This is a genomic window from Sporosarcina sp. NCCP-2331 (assembly GCF_023707945.1).
In the GTDB taxonomy this organism is placed as follows: domain Bacteria; phylum Bacillota; class Bacilli; order Bacillales_A; family Planococcaceae; genus Sporosarcina; species Sporosarcina cascadiensis.
Map to the genome: position 1 here is coordinate 43810 of NZ_BRCD01000020.1, position 20088 is coordinate 63897.

Below are 20088 nucleotides of genomic sequence, written 5' to 3' on the forward strand. Positions count from 1 at the left end.
ATTCCTCCTACTTTCTTCTTGCCAGCAGGATTTCGCCGATTGCGAGATCTTCCTGGGTTGTCATTTTTACATTATCATACGAACCTTCCACAACACTCACCCCGTGACCGGACCGTTCCACCAGCATCGACTCATCCGTTCCCAAAAAGCCGTCGTGAATCGCAGAGTCTGAGGCATTTTTCAGCACGTCATACTGAAATGCCTGCGGTGTCTGTACAAGCCAGAGATTTTCACGGTTCAAAGTTTGCTGCACCGTGCCGTTTTCAGCTAGTTTAATGGTATCTTTCGCCCGGACAGCCGCGATGGCCGCTCCCGTTTCATTCGCTGTGCTGACCAGCTCCCGAATAACAGAAGAATCAAGGAAAGGTCTGGCGGCATCATGGACGAGCACAATGCCGTTGCCTTTATAAGCTGCTATACACGCCGCTACGCTGTCTTGCCGTTCGCCGCCGCCTTCTGCAAAGGTAATAGCTTTTACACTGCCATTGCATTCGAGTATCTCTTGAATTGCCGCCTGTTCGTCGGGTTTCACCGCAATGATGATTTCCTCACAGTGCGGATCTTCCTGAAAAACGCTGACTGTATGATAGAGAATGGATTTTCCGCCAATCTCCAAAAAGAGTTTGTTTTGTCCGGCTCCCATCCGCTTGCCGCTTCCTGCAGCCGGAATCATTACGGTATAGTTCACATTTTCCCTCTGCTTTCTGCAGCCGGATTACCGGCCCTTCGGTTTTGCAAAAATCATTCTTCCGGCAGATGTCTGAAGAACGCTTGTCACCACGACATCTATTGCCTGACCAATATACGATCTGCCGTCTTCGATGACAATCATCGTGCCGTCATCCAGGTACGCGACCCCCTGATTATGCTCTTTGCCGTCTTTAATGACGACCACATGCATTTCTTCTCCCGGAATAACCACAGGCTTTACCGCGTTGGCGAGATCATTGATATTCAATACCGCCACACCGTGCAGATCCGAAACTTTATTCAGGTTAAAGTCGTTTGTCACGACAAGGCCTTCCATTTTCTTTGCCAGTTTCACTAATTTCAAGTCTACTTCCGCCACGTCATTGAAATCTTCATCCGTAATCAAGACTGTCGGTCCATCGTCGTTTTGCAGCCGTTTCAGAATATCCAGACCGCGTCTTCCTTTTGTACGTTTCAGCGTATCCGAGGAATCTGCAATATGCTGAAGCTCTGTCAGTACGAACTGAGGCACAACCAGTATTCCCTGCAAAAAACCTGTCGCCGCGATATCTGCAATGCGTCCGTCAATGATGACGCTTGTATCAAGCAGTTTATAGACGTCCTTCTGCGGCGCAGGAGCATCAGCTGCATCTGCCGCTTCTTTCTTCTTTGTATTGGTGCTGCGCAGATTGGAGAATGCGTTGATGAACTCCTCCCACTTTTTAAAGCCGACCTGGAAACCCAAATAGCCTAGAAGAATCGACAGCAAGATAGGAAGTACCGCAGAAAAAACAGGTATTTCCATTGCGTTCAGGCCAAAACTTACTAAGAATGCCACACTCAGTCCCACGATGAGCCCGACCGTTCCGAACAATAAGTCCATAATCGGTGCTTTCAATAGTCTTTCTTCTATCCATTTAATAAAGTTCACAATCGGCTCGGTTAAAAATAAGCTGAATAAAAATAGAATGACCGCTCCTAAAATCGCTTCTACATATGCGTTTTCTATCATAGGACGCGACGTGAATGCAAACATGGCAAATAAGTACGGTAAAAATAATACACCGAGTGTTCCTCCGATTAGCAAGAAAGATAATTGGACTACTCTTTTCAACATTTTCTTCCACCTCCTTTTCCTTTCTACATAGTATACAACGAATTGCAGCAAGCCGCTTAGGTTAAGTGAGGAATTTCTGATAATTCCTCACTCCTCTTACTAGGACAATTTATACGGATAAAAGTTTCTTTACTTAAATGCCATCCCAAGTGCTTCCGATATCGTTTCTACACCTACCACCTGAATACCCGACGGAATATCCCAGCCGCCCATATTGGAAGCGGGCATAATCACGCGGTCAAATCCAAGTTTCGCAGCCTCCGTAACTCGCTGTTCTATTCTCGATACCCTTCTAACCTCACCCGTTAACCCCACTTCTCCAATAAAACAATCACCAATGCCGACCGCAGTATCCCGATAGCTTGAGACGATGCTCAGCAAGACTGCCAAATCAATGGCGGGCTCGTCTAATTTCACCCCGCCCGCAACCTTAATATACGCGTCCTGCGTCTGCAGCATCATGCCGGCTCGCTTTTCCAGTACCGCCATTAGCAGCGACACACGGTTTTGGTCGATTCCGGTCGCCATCCGTTTTGGATAATTGAAGCTTGAAGGTGTAATCAGTGCCTGAATTTCCACTAATATCGGCCGCGTCCCTTCCATTGAAGCAACAACCGTTGAACCGCCCCCACCCTGTGACCTTTCACGTAAAAATAGTTCCGACGGATTCAGCACTTCTTTTAAACCGGACTGCAGCATTTCAAAAATTGCAATTTCATTGGTTGAACCAAAACGGTTTTTCACACTGCGCAAAATCCGGTATGTGTGATGGCGCTCGCCTTCGAAATACAAAACGGTATCCACCATATGCTCCAGCAGACGCGGACCTGCAATCTGTCCATCTTTCGTTACGTGTCCCACAAGGAAGATGGCGATGTTCTGCGTTTTCGCAATACGCATCAGTTCGGCTGTACACTCCCTGACCTGTGACACACTGCCCGGTGCTGAAGTTACTTCGGGATGATGCACCGTCTGGATGGAGTCCACAATGATGAATTTTGGTTTTACATCATCTATTGTTTCGTGGATCATGCCGAGATCTGTTTCAGCGTAAATATACAGTTCATCCGATTTAACACCCAGTCTCTCGGCACGCAGTTTCGTCTGCCTGATCGACTCCTCACCCGATATATACAGCACACGCTCTTGCTGATTAGCGAGCAAGGAAGACACTTGCAGCAAAAGCGTAGATTTTCCTATCCCCGGATCTCCGCCAATTAAGATGAGCGAACCCGGGACAATCCCTCCGCCTAATACGCGGTTCAGTTCATTCAGCTCTGTCTTCACACGAGGTTCTTCCACTGTTTCGACCGCGCTGATCGGGAGCGCTTTTTGCTTCACTCTGTCCCCATGCTGGAACGCAGCGCGCGGTCCTTTCTGTACGATTTCTACTTCTTCATCCATCGTGTTCCATTCACCGCAGCCCGGACAGCGGCCCATCCACTTCGGTGATTCATAGCCGCAGGAGCGGCACATAAATTTCGATTTGCGTTTAGCCATATGTTCTCTCCCCATACGAAAAGGACAGCTCGCTGCGCTTTTAAAAAACTAAGCGAGCGAGCTATCACAATTTTTCTTTACATTAATTTTGTACAACTTCGGTCTTATTTTCAGTCCGCACAATGAATTTATCATCTTCTACATCAATGACGACTTTTTCGCCTGTCAGCACTTTTCCTTCAAGTAATTCTTCAGACAATCGGTCCTCGACATGTTTCTGCAAAGCACGGCGCAATGGACGGGCTCCGTATTCCGGATCATATCCTTCCTCCGTGATCTTGTCTTTCGCAACTTCCGTCAAGACTAATTCGATATCCTGTTCAGCGAGCCGCTTCGCAAGATCATCAGACATTAAGCTGACAATCTGACGCAAGTGATCTTTTTCTAATGAATGGAAAACAATCATGTCATCTACACGGTTAAGGAATTCAGGTCTGAATGTTTTCTTCAGTTCAGCAAGCATCTTTTCCTTCATATCCGCGTAATCAGATTCTCCGCCATTTATATTAAAGCCGACATAACGATTTTTCTTCAACTCCGTAGCCCCGACATTTGATGTCATAATCATAACGGTGTTGCGGAAGTCTACTGTACGGCCTTTAGAATCGGTTAAGCGTCCGTCTTCCAATACTTGAAGCAAGATATTAAAAACATCCGGGTGCGCTTTTTCAATTTCATCGAGCAGTACAACGGAGTATGGCTTGCGGCGAACTTTCTCTGTCAGCTGGCCGCCTTCTTCATAACCTACATAACCCGGAGGTGAACCAACCAAACGGGACGTCGCATGTTTTTCCATATACTCGGACATATCGATGCGAATCATCGCATCTTCATCTCCGAACATCACTTCAGCGAGCGCACGGGCCAATTCCGTTTTACCTACACCGGTTGGACCGAGGAAGATAAAGGAACCAATCGGACGTTTCGGGTCTTTCAAACCGGCGCGCGCACGGCGGATCGCTTTCGAAATCGCCACGACCGCTTCGTTCTGGCCGATAACCCGCTCATGCAGAATCTCTTCCATTTTCAGAAGTTTGGCTGACTCGGTTTCGGCGATCTTATCGACCGGGATACCCGTCCACATAGCGACAACTGCCGCAATATCATTGACTGTAACTTCAGACTCGGTCTGGCCTTGCTTTTCTTTCCAAGCCGCTTTCGTCGTCTCCAGCTCTTCCTTCATCTTTTGCTCCGTATCACGGTAAGATGCTGCTTTTTCAAACTCTTGGCTTTGAACCGCCGCATTCTTCTCGGAGCGGATTGCTTCCAGCTTCACTTCCAGCTCTTTCAGGTTTGGAGGTGTTGTATAGGAGCGAAGACGGACTTTTGATCCTGCTTCATCGATAAGATCAATCGCTTTATCTGGTAAGAAACGGTCAGAAATATAACGGTCTGACATTTTTGCAGCCGCTTCCACTGCCTCATCCGTAATTTTCACACGGTGATGTGCTTCATAGCGATCGCGAAGTCCTCTGATGATCAGGACAGTCTCTTCTACAGACGGCTCATCTACTTGGATCGGCTGGAAGCGTCGTTCAAGGGCTGCATCTTTTTCAATATATTTACGGTATTCATCTAAGGTTGTGGCTCCAATACACTGAAGTTCTCCCCGTGCAAGAGAAGGTTTTAGAATATTCGATGCATCAATTGCACCTTCCGCTCCGCCTGCGCCGATCAATGTATGCAATTCGTCGATGAACAGAATGATATTTCCTGCCTGGCGAATCTCTTCCATCACCTTTTTCATGCGGTCTTCAAATTCTCCGCGGTATTTCGTACCCGCAACGACTGTCCCCATATCCAAGGTCATGACACGCTTATCACGAAGAATTTCCGGCACTTCATTGTTGACGACCTGCTGCGCCAATCCTTCTGCGATAGCTGTTTTACCGACGCCCGGTTCACCGATAAGTACGGGGTTGTTTTTCGTACGGCGGGCCAGCACTTCAATCACACGTGTAATTTCTTTGCTTCGTCCGATCACCGGATCCAGCGTACCTTCACGTGCAATTTCTGTTAAGTCCCTTGCCAGACCGTCAAGCGTTGGTGTTGCCGCTGAAGCAGTCCCTGCATTATTCGCAACTGAACTTTCATCATTGCCGAGCAATTGGAGCACTTGCTGACGTGCTTTATTGAGACTGACGCCTGCATTGTTCAGAACGCGGGCTGCAACGCCTTCTCCTTCACGAATGAGGGCCAATAAAATGTGTTCTGTACCGATGTAGGAATGACCTAATTTACGTGACTCATCGACTGACAGTTCAATGACGCGTTTCGCACGCGGTGTATAATGAACGATGGGCCCCACATCTTTTGAGCCTACGCCTACGAGCACTTCCACTTCTCTTTCAATCGTATCCGCATTTACATTAATCGCTTCCAGTGCCTTCGCAGCGATGCCGCCGCCTTCTCGGATTAAACCAAGTAAAATATGCTCTGTCCCGATAGATTCATGTTTTAAACGGATAGCCTCTTCCTGAGCCAATTGCAAAACTTTTTGCGCACGTTGTGTAAATCGATTAAACATCATATTCATTCCCCTCTTTCCTTCATAAGTAAAAGATATTGTATATTATGCCACATATAGCATCCTTGCTTTACTGCCTACTACTATACCTATTCAATACATTTCCTAAAAAACCGTATTTCATGCATTGACTTTGACTATATTTGATTAATTGTAAATCGTTATCTGTGTTCTTGCAAAAGTTTTGCTTACGTTTCATTGGTGTCCGACTCAGCAGTTTGTGACCTTTCAATACTCAGTCGGTCACGGAATAATTGAGCACGGAAAACATCACGTTCGTCAGATGTCAGCTCTGTGCCCGCGTACTGCTGAAGGAAACCCGGCTGCATAAATATCATCAACTCATTCAAAATCGTCATATCGATATTTTTAATGATATCTAAATCAATACCCAAACGGACGTCAGACAAACATCTCGCCGCTTCTGCTGTCGGCAGGATCCTGGCATGTGTGATTGTGCCGAGCGAACGATACAGGCGATTCTCCAAGTGAACTTGTGATTTCGCCAGCAGCAGCTCACGTGATTTCTTTTCGTGACCAATTAAACGTTTTGAAATATTCTCGAGATCCTTCAGCACTTCCTCTTCTGATTTACCGAGTGTCGTTTGATTGGAAATCTGATAAATATTACCGAGCGCTTCACTGCCTTCGCCATAACTCCCGCGCACTACCATGCCGAGCCTGGAGATAGCCGGGACAATCCGCTCAATCTGTTTAGTGATTGTCAGAGCCGGCAGATGCATCATGACAGAGGCACGCATGCCCGTACCTGTATTGGATGGACAGCTCGTCAGATAGCCGAATGTCTCATCAAATGCGTAGTCCAGATTATTTTCGATTTCACTGTCTACTTTATCCGCCTGTTCATAAGCCTTTTCGATTTGAAATCCGGGATAAATACATTGAATGCGAATATGGTCTTCTTCATTCACCATGATACTGATCGTTTCATCTTCAGAAAGCAGAACAGAACCGTATTTTTCGGGATTAATCAGTTGCGGGCTCACCAAATGTTTTTCTACAAGTATTTGCCGTTCCAGCAATGTCAGATCAGACATGCTTGTGCCAGCAAAATGCAGTTCTTCCATTGAAGACACCGCCTGGTCGACAGCTTCATTGACCTGTTTCGCATCTTCTGCGGATGCACAGATCGGAAACAGCTGACTTTGTAAATTGCGCGCTAAACGGATTCGCGTAGAGAGCACAATATCCGAATGCTCACCTTTCGCCACCATCCAGCCGGTCAGCTCTTGATTAATAAATTTTTCAAATGACATGCTGATCGTCACCCCCGTCAGCCAGTTGCTGTTTCACCTGATTGGCTTCATCTCTCAGCTCGGCAGCTTCTTCAAACCGTTCTGCTTCGACTGCATCCTTCATTTTCGAACGAATGTCTTCCAGCTGTTTTTTTAAGGCAAAACGTTCATTGAAGGAAACAGGGATTTTTCCGCCATGGCTCGCATTGCCGTTGTGCAGTTTAGCAAATACTCTCGGCAGCTGTTCACGAAATGCGTCGTAGCATGTCGCACAGCCAAATTTACCGATGTCCAGAAAGCTGTGGAATGTGAGTCCGCAATTTGGACATTTCGGACCCTCCGGCATCGTTTCATTTGATTTTTGTTCCTGCAGCAAGTCCGAACCGCCCAGCCAATGAGCTAAAAACTGCTGGATGGATAAAGGTTCCTGATCCGGACTGAATGAAAATGTCTGAGAATAAAACGCGCATTTATCGCATAGATGCCGTTCGGTCACACCGTTCATCGTTTCCTGTTTGAAAACTACGGTAGCCGGCCGCTCTTTACAGTTTTCACATAGCATGTATATCCACCTCAATCCACTTCTTCATAAATTAACGTCACTAACATGGCACGAAGGATACGCGAACGCAATGCATCGCGCTCAGGAAGCATATAGCGCAATGTATTGCGGCCGACAGCTGCCAGCATGAGCTTCGCTTCGCGCTCGTTAATCACTTCTTCTTCAATTAATCGATAAATTACGTCTTCCGCCATTGTGGAGGACGCTTCATCTTCCAGACTTTCCACTGCTTGTTCGAGTAAATCTTTACGGGAGTTCGTCTTCACCCGATAGATCCGGATATAACCGCCGCCGCCCCGTTTCGATTCCACTGCATAGCCTCTTTCGACTGTAAAACGGGTTTTGATTACATAATTGATCTGTGAAGGAACACATTGGAATTTCTCAGCCACTTCATTCCGTTTGATTTCAACAGAAGCACTACCTTCCTCTTCGATGATCGCCTTCAAATATCCTTCTATAATGTCAGAAATATTCCGCATCTCGTCACCTCGTTTCTGCTCGTTCGTCTAGTTGACTTTGACTATCTTTGACTTGATTGTATCGCAGAAAACGGGTCGGATGCAATTGATATGTTTTGTACGGACGGCAGTTTTTGCCAATCCTGCTAGCGCTAGGCTTTCACTCTCTGCGTCCGATTATTCATGAATTTACTACCTTTTCTTCGACATAAAAAACCGCACAGTAAGATCTGCACGGTTTTCATTCGTTTATATATAAGTTGTGTTAATAAATAAGCATTCTATAAGTTACCTAGTACCGTTGATTTCCGTTCTAGGCGGACGCGTTCTGGAGGGCCCGCGGTGAGCCAACTTGAAGTGCAAAGATGTGCTCCTAACGCTTCGCTTTTACTCGCAAAAGCCGTTCTTCGTGACGGCTCTCGCTGCGCTCCCGCAAGTTGGCTCACCTGTCGGGCTGATCCTCCCAGAGTCGCCGCCTTCCACTTCGGTACACTGGCTGGTGTTTCAAGACTTTTTGTGTGAGCAGGCAGTATGAGCACACGATTTGGGGCTATTACAATGGGTAAGGTTTTTCATGCAATACTTATCATCCTGCAAAGGCTTAGATTCTTGTGATCGATGCATTTCCAAACTCGAGATACAGAACAAGACAAGCTAATTCATACTCTGCAAAAAAATCAGTACATTGTACTTTCTCCCACACCAGCGCTGGCGCAACTGCGGGGTCGGCCGTTGCTGTGAGACTGCTGGCACGTTCTTCGCCAGTAGGCTCATAGCGTAAGGCAATCCCCCAGCGCCGAAGCGGGTTTAAACTGCAAACTCACACTTCAATTAAAATCCCTACAAAGTCGAGAAACGAAATCCGCACATAGTAAATCCACACACTGCCAACATGCACGTGACGGGTTGTCAAGCACATGTTTTGGTGAAGAGCCACTTATATAGATACTTTTTCTTTTTTCAGCGGTTCCAGATCGACTTCAAAGCCCATGTCTTCAAGCATCTGGCGGTCTTTGTCATTCTCTTGCCCCGCAGTTGTCAGATAGTCGCCAATGAAAATGGAGTTGGCTGCATATAAACCAAGGGGCTGCAGACTGCGCAGATTCACTTCACGTCCGCCTGAAATCCGAATTTCTTTCGTCGGATTAATATAGCGGAACAGGCTGAGCACTTTCAGACAATAGCGCGGGTCCAATTCAGATGTGCCTTCAAGCGGCGTCCCGTCCACCGCATGCAGAAAGTTCACCGGAATAGAATCTGCATCTAGAACCCGCAGGCTGTGCGCCATCGAAATGACATCTTCTTTCGTCTCACGCATCCCGACAATGACGCCGGAACAAGGGGATATACCTGCTTCTTTCGCATGGCCTACTGTGTTTACACGGTCATCATACGTATGCGATGTCGTAATGCTTTCATGATGCTCGGCAGACGTGTTTAAGTTGTGGTTATAACGATCCACGCCTGCCTCTTTCAAACGTACTGCCTGCTCCGGCTTCAAGATGCCGAGACATGCACAGACCGTCATTCCTTCATGCTTTTCTTTGATTTTCTTCACCGAATCAATCACGATTTCAAGCTCACTGTCACGGGGTCCGCGTCCACTCGCCACGATGCAGTAGGTACCCGCTTTATTAGCAGCAGCGCGCTCTGCCCCTTCCAGAATTTCTTCCGATTTCATCATGGCATACTTTTCAACAGGCGCTTTTGATATGATCGACTGCGCACAATAGCCGCAGTTTTCGGGACAAAGCCCTGACTTTGTATTAATAATCATATTGAGCTTCACTTTGTTTCCATAGTAATGAGAGCGAATGGAATACGTTGCGTGAAGAAGCATCAATAAATCCTTGTCGGGACTATTTAGAATGGACAGCGCTTCCTCGTCCGTCAGTACATGCCCCTCCAAGACTCTATCAGCCAGCAGTTGATAATTCGTCATAATGTCCGCCTCACTTTCAAGTGTTTTGAAATTCTAAATGCAAAGACTCCTGCAAGCACAGCCAGTATAATATCTTTCGGCAGCGGCGGAACCATCCAAATCCACGCAATCTTATAGGTGAATACTTCCGGTGCCGCAGCCCACATTTTATAGGCAGCGTACATCAGGTTTGTTCCGATTAGGTAGTTAATTGCCGTCCCGATGAGTGCTGCTGTAATAAAAGCCGGCAGCGTGTTTTTCCGCTCTACGATCTTTCCCGCAACATAGGCAACGAGAATAAATGAAACGATAAAGCCGAAAGTCGGGCTTAAAATCTGACCGAACCCTCCTGAGAATCTGGCAAATACCGGTGCTCCCGCAAGACCGACCAGCATATACACAGTCATCGACAGCGCCCCTAGACGGCTGCCAAGCAATAATCCAGACAAGACCGCAAAGAACGTCTGAAGTGTGATGGGTACATTCATGACTACCAGGAATGGCAGAATGGATGTAATATTGGCTCCTATCATCATAAGTGCCGCGAACATTCCGCTGTATACAACTGCCAGCGCCCCCAGCTGATTTTTCGTACGTCCTTCTGTAATTGTTGTCATCCTTACACCCCTTAACTTTTTGGTTACTATAAAAATAGTAATAGTTAACTCATTTTATGTCAACCGGATTTTTATTTAGGTTAACAATAAAAAAGACCAGCAGCGAATTGCTGTCGGTCTTGACTTTTATCTTATTTTAGCTGTTCAAACGAATTAACCACAATTTACTTCTTCTTATCAATCTTCTCTTCTTTTTCTTTCCGGAACAAAAAGAAAGCGAGAATGCCGCTTATGGCTGCTGCTCCGAATGTAATCCATACGCGTGTGTCCCATGCCACTTCAGAATAATTATTATCAAGCATGATCCAAGCAATTGTGGCAACAATGGCCGCTATTGGAACGGAATATTTAAAAAACTGCATAATACCTCACCTTTTCCTTTTATTCATTTAATTTTATCATAGTGTTACTCTTTTCTCTATGCGGCCGGGCGCCGCCAACTTCACCAAACGTTCACTTGACGAATGCCGACAAAGCCGCTATGATTATGATTAGAATTATCGAAATAATTTAATAAGAAACATATCTTATCCAGAGAAGCTGAGGGACTGGCCCTATGACGCTTCAGCAACCAGCCCTATCGGCAAGGTGCTACTTCCAGCGTTATGCTCCACAGCATGCGGAAAGATGAGAGGGAACTAATCATTTTGATTACAAAGCCTTCTTTAATTGAAGGCTTTTTTTTATTAGACAAAGCAAAGGGGAGATTTGACGATGTCATTACTGGAGAAACTTCAAACAAATGTCCTGACAGCTGACGGGGCAATGGGTACTATCCTGTATTCCTACGGGATTGATTACTGTTATGAAGAATTAAATATAGAAAAACCGGAAATTGTACAGAAAATTCATCAGGATTATATAGAAGCGGGCGCAGATATTATTCAGACGAATACGTACAGTGCGAACGCTGTGAAACTGGCTCGTTATGGTTTAGAAAGTCGCGTTACGGAGTTCAATAAGGCAGCAATTCAAATTGCCAAACGTGCGGCTGCGCCGGGTGGACAATTTGTTCTCGGGACAATCGGCGGTTTGCGCGGTATCCGAAAGAGTGATGCCAGCTTAGATGAAATCAATCAAGTCGTTCTTCAACAGGCAAACGCGCTGCTTTCCGGAGATCCGGACGGTCTGCTGCTGGAAACGTACTATGATTTTGAAGAATTGTCGTCAGTTATTTCCACACTGCGGGGAATTACAGATGTACCGTTGATTGCCCAAGTGTCCATGCATGACCCCGGCGTCCTGCAAAACGGGATGTCGTTAAATGAAGCATTGCATCAGCTCGAGTCACTCGGTGCAAGCGTCGTCGGCGTTAACTGCCGTTTAGGCCCTTACCATACGATTCAGGCATTTGAAAATGTGACACTTCCTGAGAAGGCATTTTTATCTGCTTATCCGAATGCGAGCCTGCTCGACGTAGAAGATGGCCGCATCGTATATGAATCAGAAGCGGAATACTTCGGACGCGCTGCTGTTTTGCTTCGCGATCAGGGTGTGCGCTTAATTGGCGGATGCTGTGGTACGACGCCAAAACATATTAAAGCCGCTAAAACTCGATTAGCCGGTTTAGAGCCGATCAAAAAGAAAGTGGTAGCACCGGCAAAACCGATCATGATTCAGGAAGCAGGCCCTGTGAAACATCAGCCGCTCCATGAAAAGGCGAAGACAGAGCGCACCGTTATCGTAGAGCTGGACACGCCGCGCCACTTAGAAACAGAAGAGTACATTAAAGGAGCAAACTTGCTCTATGATGCAGGAGTAGATGCCGTGACAATGGCAGACAACTCACTTGCTTCACCGCGAATCAGCAATATGGCAATGGCTTCGATCATCAAGATGCAGCATAATGTACGCCCGCTGGTACACTTGACGTGCCGCGACCATAACTTGATTGGCCTGCAGTCTCATTTAATGGGGCTCAACGCTTTGGGCATCCATGATATTCTGGCCGTGACAGGCGATCCGACAAAAGTTGGGGACTTCCCCGGCGCCACAAGCGTCTATGATGTATCGAGCATGGAACTGCTGCAGCTGATCAAACAGCTGAATGAAGGGATTTCATTCTCCGGCAAGCCATTGCGCAAGAAAGCGAACTTCTCTGTTTCCGCTGCGTTTAACCCAAATGTCCGCGTACTCGACCGGGCGGTTCAGCGTTTAGAAAAGAAGATTGAAATGGGCGCGGATTACTTCATTACACAGCCTGTTTATACGAAGGAAAAAATTATCGATGTCTATGAGGCTACAAAACATTTAGATACACCTATTTTCATCGGGATTATGCCCTTGACAAATATACGCAATGCCGAGTTTTTACACCACGAAGTACCGGGGATCAAGCTGTCTGATGAAGTACTTGAACGTATGCGCGACTGCGGTGATGACCGTCAGAAAGCAACAGAAACCGGGATTCAGATTGCTAAAGAACTGCTTGACACGGCAGCGCAGTATTTCAATGGAATCTATTTGATCACACCGTTCCTACGTTATGATATGACACTTGAACTGAACCAATATATTAAACAGCTGGATGAGCAGAAGGAGAGGGAATTAACACATGCAGAGACATCCCATTGAAGAACAACTAGACAAACGAATATTGATTATTGATGGCGCGATGGGGACCATGCTGCAGGCGGAGGATCTCTCTACAGAAGATTTTGGCGGAGAAGAATACGACGGATGTAATGAATACTTAAACGTTTTACGGCCGGATATCTTAGAGAAAATTCATGACGAATACTTGGAAGCAGGTGCTGATATTATTTGCACCAACACTTTCGGCGGCACTCCCCTTGTACTGAATGAGTTCTCTCTCGGTCACCGCGCATATGAGATCAATTCAAAAGCAGTCGAATTAGCGAAGAAAAGCGCAGCTAAATACTCAACGCCTGAATGGCCTCGTTTCGTTGCGGGCGCAATCGGTCCTACTACGAAGACACTTTCCGTTACCGGAGGCATTACATTTGATGAGCTCTCGAATGATTTCTATGTACAGGCGCAGGCACTTGTTGAGGCAGGATGCGATTTGATCCTAATGGAGACGAGTCAGGATATGCTGAACGTCAAAGCCGGCACCATCGGGATTAAAAAAGCGTTTGAAGAACTGGGACGCGAAGTGCCGATTATGATTTCGGGAACGATAGAGCCAATGGGCACAACACTTGCGGGGCAGAGCATTGAAGCATTCTACATTTCGATCGAACACGTTCAGCCTTTGTCTGTCGGCTTGAACTGTGCGACGGGTCCTGAGTTTATGACGGATCATCTGCGTTCATTATCAGACTTGGCGACAAGCTACGTCACGTGCTATCCGAACGCCGGATTGCCTGATGAAGAAGGACATTACCACGAATCACCAGAGTCGCTTTCAAAGAAACTGGAAGGTTTCGCAGACAAAGGCTGGCTGAATATGGTCGGCGGATGCTGCGGTACGACACCTGAACATATCCGCGCAATCCGTGACGCAGTCAAAGACAAAGCACCGCGTAAGATGCCGGAAGAAGCGCACGGTCATGCAGTATCAGGCATCGAGCCGCTGCTTTATGATGACACGCTGCGTCCTTTGCTGATCGGTGAGCGGACGAATGTCATCGGTTCCCGTAAATTTAAGCAGCTGATTGTGGATGAAAAGTTTGAAGAAGCCTCTGAAATCGCCCGTGCACAAGTAAAACGCGGTGCGCATGTACTGGATATCTGTCTTGCCAATCCTGATCGTGACGAGCTGTACGATATGACTTGTTTCATGAAAGAAGTAGTTAAAAAAGTAAAGGTTCCACTGGTGATTGATTCGACAGATGAGAACGTCATTGCGGAAGCTTTGAAGTACTCTCAGGGTAAAGCGATCATCAACTCGATAAACCTGGAAGACGGGGAAGAACGGTTTGACGCAGTGTTACCCCTTGTGAAAAAGTACGGTGCCGCAGTAGTTGTCGGTACGATTGATGAGATTGGAATGGCTGTGACAAGAGAGCGAAAGCTGGAAATTGCTGAGCGTTCTTATGAATTGCTTGTGAATAAATGGCAGATCCCGCCTGAAGATATTATTTTTGACCCGCTCGTTTTCCCTGTCGGAACAGGCGATGCACAGTACATCGGTTCAGCGGTCGAGACGATTGAAGGGATTCGTTTAATCAAGGAGAAGCTGCCCCGGACTCTTACTACTTTAGGAGTCAGTAATGTTTCATTCGGATTGCCGCCGGTCGGACGGGAAGTTCTGAATGCAGTGTATTTATATCACTGTACGCAAGCGGGTCTTGATTACGCAATTGTCAATACAGAAAAACTCGAACGTTTCGCCTCTATTCCTGAAGCGGAAATTAAACTTGCAAATGATTTACTATTTACGACGACCGATGAAACGCTGGCCGATTTTGCCGACTTCTACCGGGATAAGAAGAAAGAGAAAACGGAAGATGATATTCCAAAAACTGTTCCCGAACGCCTTGCTTACTATGTAGTAGAAGGAACAAAAGAAGGCTTGATTCCTGACTTGGAGACTGCATTGAAAACCTATGACTCTCCTCTTGATATCATTAACGGACCTTTGATGACAGGAATGTCTGAAGTCGGGCGTTTATTCAATGATAATCAGCTGATCGTTGCAGAAGTTCTGCAAAGCGCGGAAGTGATGAAAGCGTCTGTTTCCTATCTGGAACAGTTCATGGAAAAGAAAGAGGACGACAGCGGAAAAGGAAAAATCATTCTTGCTACTGTTAAAGGTGACGTGCACGATATCGGGAAAAACCTGGTTGAGATCATTTTAGGCAACAATGGCTTTAAAGTCATCGATATTGGAATCAAAGTCACGCCTGCTACACTGATCGATGTGATACGTAAGGAAAAACCCGATATCATCGGCCTTTCCGGATTGCTCGTAAAATCTGCACAGCAAATGGTCTTAACAGCTCAAGATTTCAAGGCTGCCGGAATCGATACACCTGTTATGGTCGGCGGTGCGGCACTGACAAGACGTTTTACTGAAACAAAGATTGCACCTGAATATGATGGACCTGTTATTTTTGCGAAAGACGCGATGCAGGGTCTGGATTTGGCTAACCGTCTGCAGAGCGACGGGAAAGATGCTCTCTTGGACGAACTTCAGGAAAGTCTTGAAAAACGTGAAATCAATGATGCGAAGAAAGCGAGCCGTACAGCAGATGCAGCCGTTGCTGTAGCGGTGCGTCCTGTTAAAACCGTCCGCACAGATGCTCCTGTGTTCGTACCGACGGATCTGCGCAGACGTGTAGTAAAAGATTACTCAGTGGCACACTTGCACCCATACGTGAATATGCGCACACTGATCGGCCATCATCTCGGCCTGCGCGGCAATGTCGATAAAATGCTGGAAAATAAGGAAGAGCGCGCAGTACAGCTGCATGAAATGGTGACTGACTTCTTGAAGTCCGATAAAATGAGAGCTTCCGGGATCTACCAGTTCTTCCCTGCCCAGGCAGACGGAGACGATGTCATCATCTATGATCCTGAAGATTCCAAAACAGAAATCGAGCGGTTCACATTCCCCCGCCAAGATAAAGAACCCTTCCTGTGCTTAGCCGACTATTTGAAAACAGTCGACAGCGGCGAAATGGATTATGTAGCATTCATGCAAGTTACGGCCGGTAAAGGCGTACGTGATTATGCGAACCAGCTGAAAGAACAAGGCAAGTTCTTGGAGAGCCACGCATTCCAAGCAACCGCTCTGGAACTGGCAGAAGGATTTGCTGAAAGAATTCACCAGGAAATCCGTGACCAATGGGGTTTCCCGGATCCGACAGACTTCACAATGCGTGAACGTTTTGCTGCCAAGTACCAGGGACAGCGATTCTCATTCGGTTATCCTGCCTGTCCTAATCTGGAAGATCAAGCGAAATTATTCGGCCTGATCAAGCCTGAAGATCATGGTGTTATCCTGACTGAAGAATTTATGATGGAACCTGAAGCATCTGTTTCCGCAATCGTCTTTGCACATCCGGACGCAAGATATTTCAATGTGGAATAATAGTAGAACGGACAAAAACCGCCGTCTCCATTAGGGGAGACAGCGGTTTTTACTATTTCGGGAAATGATTAGCGGCCACATCTTCTGCGGCGTCCGTGTCCATGTCCGTGTCCGCATCCGCATCCGTGCCCATGTCCGCATCCACCGCCCATCCCTCCAGGGCCTTGTGAAGCAGGACCCATTCCAGGCATTAATGTATTACCCATGACGTCTTGAGTCGACTCTGTATAGTAATGTTGAGGCACACCTACTACATGGTGGCGATTGACGTTGACGATCGGATGGATAACAGGAAATTCCTGCTGAGTAAAGCAGTCATTATAGCGGTATTGCGTTGGACAGACAATCGGCTGCATAGGGAAACCAGGTTGTTGTCCAGGCATTCCTTGCATTCCTTGCATCCCCTGCATTCCAGGCATTCCTTGATTCATCATCATTTCACCTCCTATACCCTATTACATGCGGGTCTTCAGAATTATTACGGGCTAGCGACATGGTTAAGTGAAAAATAACCTGCTTTTTTCTCGGGTCTGCCCCGAAATCAGTTCTTGACAACTTGCCATGTATGTGTTAAAAAATCATGCTGCAGTTTAAACCCGCTTCGGCGCTGGGAGGATCAGCCCGACAGGTGAGACGACTTGCGGGAGCTTGCGACCAAGTCGGCTCACCGCGGGCCCTCCAGAACGCTTCCGCCTGGAACGCAGGGGAACGGTCTCCTACTCACTTACCATCCTATACTGAGTGATTACAGTCAAATTCGTGAAATAGACTGTCAAGCACATGTTTTGGTGAAGTGCCTTTATCTCATTATTTGTTTCTATGATATAAAAGAAATATAGAGATTCTCTCGTATGCGTAGGGACAGCAAGGAATGGGTATAGTATGCTATAACGAATTTTTGAAGGAGAGATTTTGTATGAAACGAAATCGGATTGTATTATTTGACGGTGAATGTAACTTTTGTGATGCAAGCGTCCAGTTTATTATAAAGCGAGATCCTTATCAGCATTTTTCATTTGCTTCCCTGCAGGATGATGTCGGTAAAGAGCTGCGCGAGAAATATCATATTCCAGATGATGTAGACAGTCTGGTCCTAATTGAAAATGGCAAAGCCCATACGAAATCAGGTGCTGCCTTGCGTATTGCGAAGAAACTCGACGGTTTATGGCACCTCGCCTTTCTTTTCATCGTGGTGCCGCCGGCCATCCGTGACCGTGTATATGATTATGTTGCAGTCAACCGCTACAAGTGGTTCGGTAAAAAAGAATTATCCTGTATGCTTCCAACTCCAGAAGAACGCAAACGTTTTATTGCATGAGAAAAGCCTTCCGTCGCCGGAAGGCTTTCTTCATGAAATCAGCTGCTTACATTCTTCATCAGTAAATGCGCGGGAACGGGTCAGGAAACGTTTTCCTTCTACTCCTTCGAGTGAAAACATTCCGCCGCGTCCGTCCACTACATCAATGATTAACTGCGTATGTTTCCAATATTCATATTGGCTTTTCATCATATAGAACGGCACTCCGCCGATATGGCCCAACAGCACATCCTGATCACCGACGATCAGATCACCGTCTTCATAGCACATAGGAGAAGAACCGTCGCAGCATCCGCCTGACTGATGGAACATCAATGGACCATGCTTCTCTTTCAGCAGTTCAATGAGAGCCAATGCTTCATCTGTTGCAGTTACACGGTCTGGCATGGCAATTCCTCCATTCACTTCAAATCTCATACAAAGATTTGATCAAAAGAAACCTTGCTTATTTTCATCGTAACTTACCAGCATGTTTTTCGTCTGCTGGTAATGCGCCAGCATCTGTAAATGGTTTTCACGGCCGATGCCCGAAGCTTTGTAGCCGCCGAAAGCAGCGTGTGCCGGATATGCATGGTAACAGTTCGTCCATACACGGCCCGCCTGGATGCCGCGCCCGAAACGATAAGCAGTATTCATATCACGCGTCCAAACGCCCGAACCTAAGCCATACAGCGTATCATTGGCAATTTCAAGTGCCTCTTCTTTATCTTTGAACGTCGTAACTGCTACAACCGGACCAAAGATCTCTTCTTGGAAGATGCGCATCTTATTATCACCTTTAAATACTGTCGGCTTAATATAATAGCCATCCTCCAACTCGCCTTCCAACTCATTCTTCTCTCCGCCGGTCAGGCATTCTGCACCCTCTTGCTTTCCGATATCCAAGTAGGAAAGAATCTTCTCCATTTGCTCTGTAGATGCCTGTGCACCCATCATAACGTCAGGGTCCAGCGGATTACCTGTTTTAATTGCTTTTACACGTTCCAAAGCGCGTTCCATGAATTTTTCATAAATCGATTCTTGGATGAGCGCACGGGATGGACATGTACATACTTCTCCTTGATTCAAGGCAAACATAACGAACCCTTCAATTGCTTTATCGAAGAACGCATCGTCTGCATCCATAATATCCTCGAAGAAAATGTTCGGTGATTTCCCGCCGAGCTCCAGCGTGACCGGAATCAAGTTCTGGGAAGCATACTGCATAATGAGACGGCCTGTTGTCGTTTCGCCTGTAAAAGCAATTTTGCTGATGCGCGGGTTGGATGCCAATGGCTTTCCTGCTTCCAATCCGAAACCATTTACTACGTTTAACACACCTGCTGGCAGCAAGTCTTCAATCAGCTCCACCAATACTAAAATGGATGCAGGTGTCTGCTCAGCCGGCTTCAAGACGACACAGTTACCAGCCGCGAGTGCCGGAGCAAGCTTCCAGACAGCCATCAGAATGGGGAAATTCCAAGGTATGATCTGCCCTACTACTCCAAGCGGCTCGTGGAAGTGATACGCAACCGTATTGTTGTCGATCTGGCTGATACCACCTTCCTGTGCACGGATAGCAGATGCGAAATAACGGAAGTGATCCACCGCCAGAGGCAGGTCAGCATTTAATGTCTCACGGACCGCTTTACCATTATCCCAAGTTTCTGCAACCGCCAGCATCTCGAGATTCTCTTCGATGCGGTCTGCAATTTTCAATAAAATATTTGAGCGTTCAGTGACGGATGTTTTTCCCCAGGCTTCCTTCGCCGCATGGGCTGCGTCAAGTGCCAGTTCAATGTCTTCTGCTGTAGATCTTGCCACCTGTGTGAATACTTTGCCTGTTACAGGAGTCGAGTTATCAAAATACTGTCCCTTTGCCGGTGCTGTCCATTTACCGCCGATAAAGTTATCATAGCGTTCTTTAAATTGAACAATAGAACCTTCTGTATTCGGATTTACATAAACCTTGTTTTCTGAAGCTTGTACCATACTGCGTCACACTCCCTATTCTCTCTTATTTTGCTTGTATGCCAGTGCAGACTTTTTGCACATAAAGCCACTATACGAACAACAGGAAAAACTTATGCAAAATGTATGCGCTTACAATAACTATCTTTTATTCTACCTGGAAATTACAAC

Annotated in this window: 16 protein-coding genes and 1 riboswitch; of the genes, 3 read left to right on the top strand and 13 right to left on the bottom strand. The window is 46.6% G+C overall.

The annotated features are described in order from the left end of the window. Positions 1–7: 7 nt before the first annotated feature. The 10 genes from ispD to NCCP2331_RS12405 form a co-directional block, all read right to left on the bottom strand. Positions 8–688 carry a 2-C-methyl-D-erythritol 4-phosphate cytidylyltransferase gene (gene ispD / locus NCCP2331_RS12360; protein ID WP_251671045.1) on the bottom strand — a complete coding sequence of 227 codons (681 nt, stop codon included), beginning with the start codon at positions 686–688 and terminating at the stop codon, positions 8–10. Positions 689–715: 27 nt separating this feature from the next. Beyond that, a complete protein-coding gene (locus NCCP2331_RS12365; RefSeq protein ID WP_153722540.1) occupies positions 716–1807 on the bottom strand; it encodes a PIN/TRAM domain-containing protein in 1092 nt (363 codons plus the stop codon). Positions 1808–1936: 129 nt separating this feature from the next. Then, positions 1937–3307, bottom strand: a complete 1371-nt coding sequence (gene radA / locus NCCP2331_RS12370) for a DNA repair protein RadA (protein WP_251671047.1) — start codon at positions 3305–3307, stop codon at positions 1937–1939. A gap of 82 nt (positions 3308–3389) precedes the next feature. Continuing rightward, entirely contained in the window at positions 3390–5837 is a 2448-nt protein-coding gene (locus NCCP2331_RS12375; protein ID WP_153722538.1) for an ATP-dependent Clp protease ATP-binding subunit, read from the bottom strand. A 185-nt stretch (positions 5838–6022) separates the two neighbouring features. Further along, complete coding sequence (mcsB, locus tag NCCP2331_RS12380) at positions 6023–7111, bottom strand: protein-arginine kinase McsB (RefSeq protein ID WP_251671049.1); 1089 nt, start codon at positions 7109–7111, stop codon at positions 6023–6025. Next, positions 7101–7652 (bottom strand): UvrB/UvrC motif-containing protein, encoded by a 552-nt coding sequence (locus NCCP2331_RS12385; protein WP_251671051.1) that lies wholly within the window; start codon positions 7650–7652, stop codon positions 7101–7103. The genes mcsB and NCCP2331_RS12385 overlap by 11 nt, the downstream gene beginning before the upstream one ends. Before the next feature lie 11 nt (positions 7653–7663). Further along, the gene (locus NCCP2331_RS12390; RefSeq protein WP_153722535.1) at positions 7664–8134 is read right to left on the bottom strand and encodes a CtsR family transcriptional regulator; all 471 of its coding nucleotides are present in this window, start codon (positions 8132–8134) and stop codon (positions 7664–7666) included. Between the two features lie 916 nt (positions 8135–9050). After that, on the bottom strand, positions 9051–10055 hold the full coding sequence (gene bioB / locus NCCP2331_RS12395) for a biotin synthase BioB (RefSeq protein ID WP_251671052.1): 1005 nt from the start codon (positions 10053–10055) through the stop codon (positions 9051–9053). Beyond that, the gene (locus NCCP2331_RS12400; protein WP_251671053.1) at positions 10052–10651 is read right to left on the bottom strand and encodes a biotin transporter BioY; all 600 of its coding nucleotides are present in this window, start codon (positions 10649–10651) and stop codon (positions 10052–10054) included. Before NCCP2331_RS12400 ends, bioB begins: the two co-directional genes overlap by 4 nt. 164 nt (positions 10652–10815) lie before the next feature. Further along, positions 10816–11013, bottom strand: coding sequence for a hypothetical protein (locus tag NCCP2331_RS12405; RefSeq protein ID WP_153722532.1), 198 nt, complete (start codon positions 11011–11013; stop codon positions 10816–10818). 162 nt (positions 11014–11175) lie between these two features. After that, positions 11176–11285, top strand: a riboswitch (SAM riboswitch). 80 nt (positions 11286–11365) lie between these two features. Between NCCP2331_RS12405 and NCCP2331_RS12410 the strand changes: the two genes are divergently transcribed. Further along, the gene (locus tag NCCP2331_RS12410; protein ID WP_153722531.1) at positions 11366–13225 is read left to right on the top strand and encodes a bifunctional homocysteine S-methyltransferase/methylenetetrahydrofolate reductase; all 1860 of its coding nucleotides are present in this window, start codon (positions 11366–11368) and stop codon (positions 13223–13225) included. Further along, entirely contained in the window at positions 13206–16649 is a 3444-nt protein-coding gene (gene metH / locus NCCP2331_RS12415) for a methionine synthase (protein WP_251671054.1), read from the top strand. The genes NCCP2331_RS12410 and metH overlap by 20 nt, the downstream gene beginning before the upstream one ends. Before the next feature lie 68 nt (positions 16650–16717). Here metH and NCCP2331_RS12420 read toward each other — a convergent pair whose 3' ends face one another. Further along, complete coding sequence (locus NCCP2331_RS12420) at positions 16718–17083, bottom strand: hypothetical protein (protein WP_153722529.1); 366 nt, start codon at positions 17081–17083, stop codon at positions 16718–16720. 482 nt (positions 17084–17565) lie between these two features. Here NCCP2331_RS12420 and NCCP2331_RS12425 point away from each other — a divergent pair, with 482 nt between their 5' ends. Further along, positions 17566–17967, top strand: coding sequence for a thiol-disulfide oxidoreductase DCC family protein (locus tag NCCP2331_RS12425; protein WP_251671055.1), 402 nt, complete (start codon positions 17566–17568; stop codon positions 17965–17967). A 30-nt stretch (positions 17968–17997) separates the two neighbouring features. On the opposite strand, the gene NCCP2331_RS12430 is transcribed toward NCCP2331_RS12425, so the two are convergent. Both NCCP2331_RS12430 and adh read right to left on the bottom strand, forming a co-directional pair. Beyond that, entirely contained in the window at positions 17998–18354 is a 357-nt protein-coding gene (locus tag NCCP2331_RS12430; protein ID WP_153722527.1) for a DUF779 domain-containing protein, read from the bottom strand. A gap of 42 nt (positions 18355–18396) precedes the next feature. Continuing rightward, positions 18397–19938 carry an aldehyde dehydrogenase gene (gene adh / locus NCCP2331_RS12435; RefSeq protein WP_153722526.1) on the bottom strand — a complete coding sequence of 514 codons (1542 nt, stop codon included), beginning with the start codon at positions 19936–19938 and terminating at the stop codon, positions 18397–18399. Positions 19939–20088 lie beyond the last annotated feature (150 nt).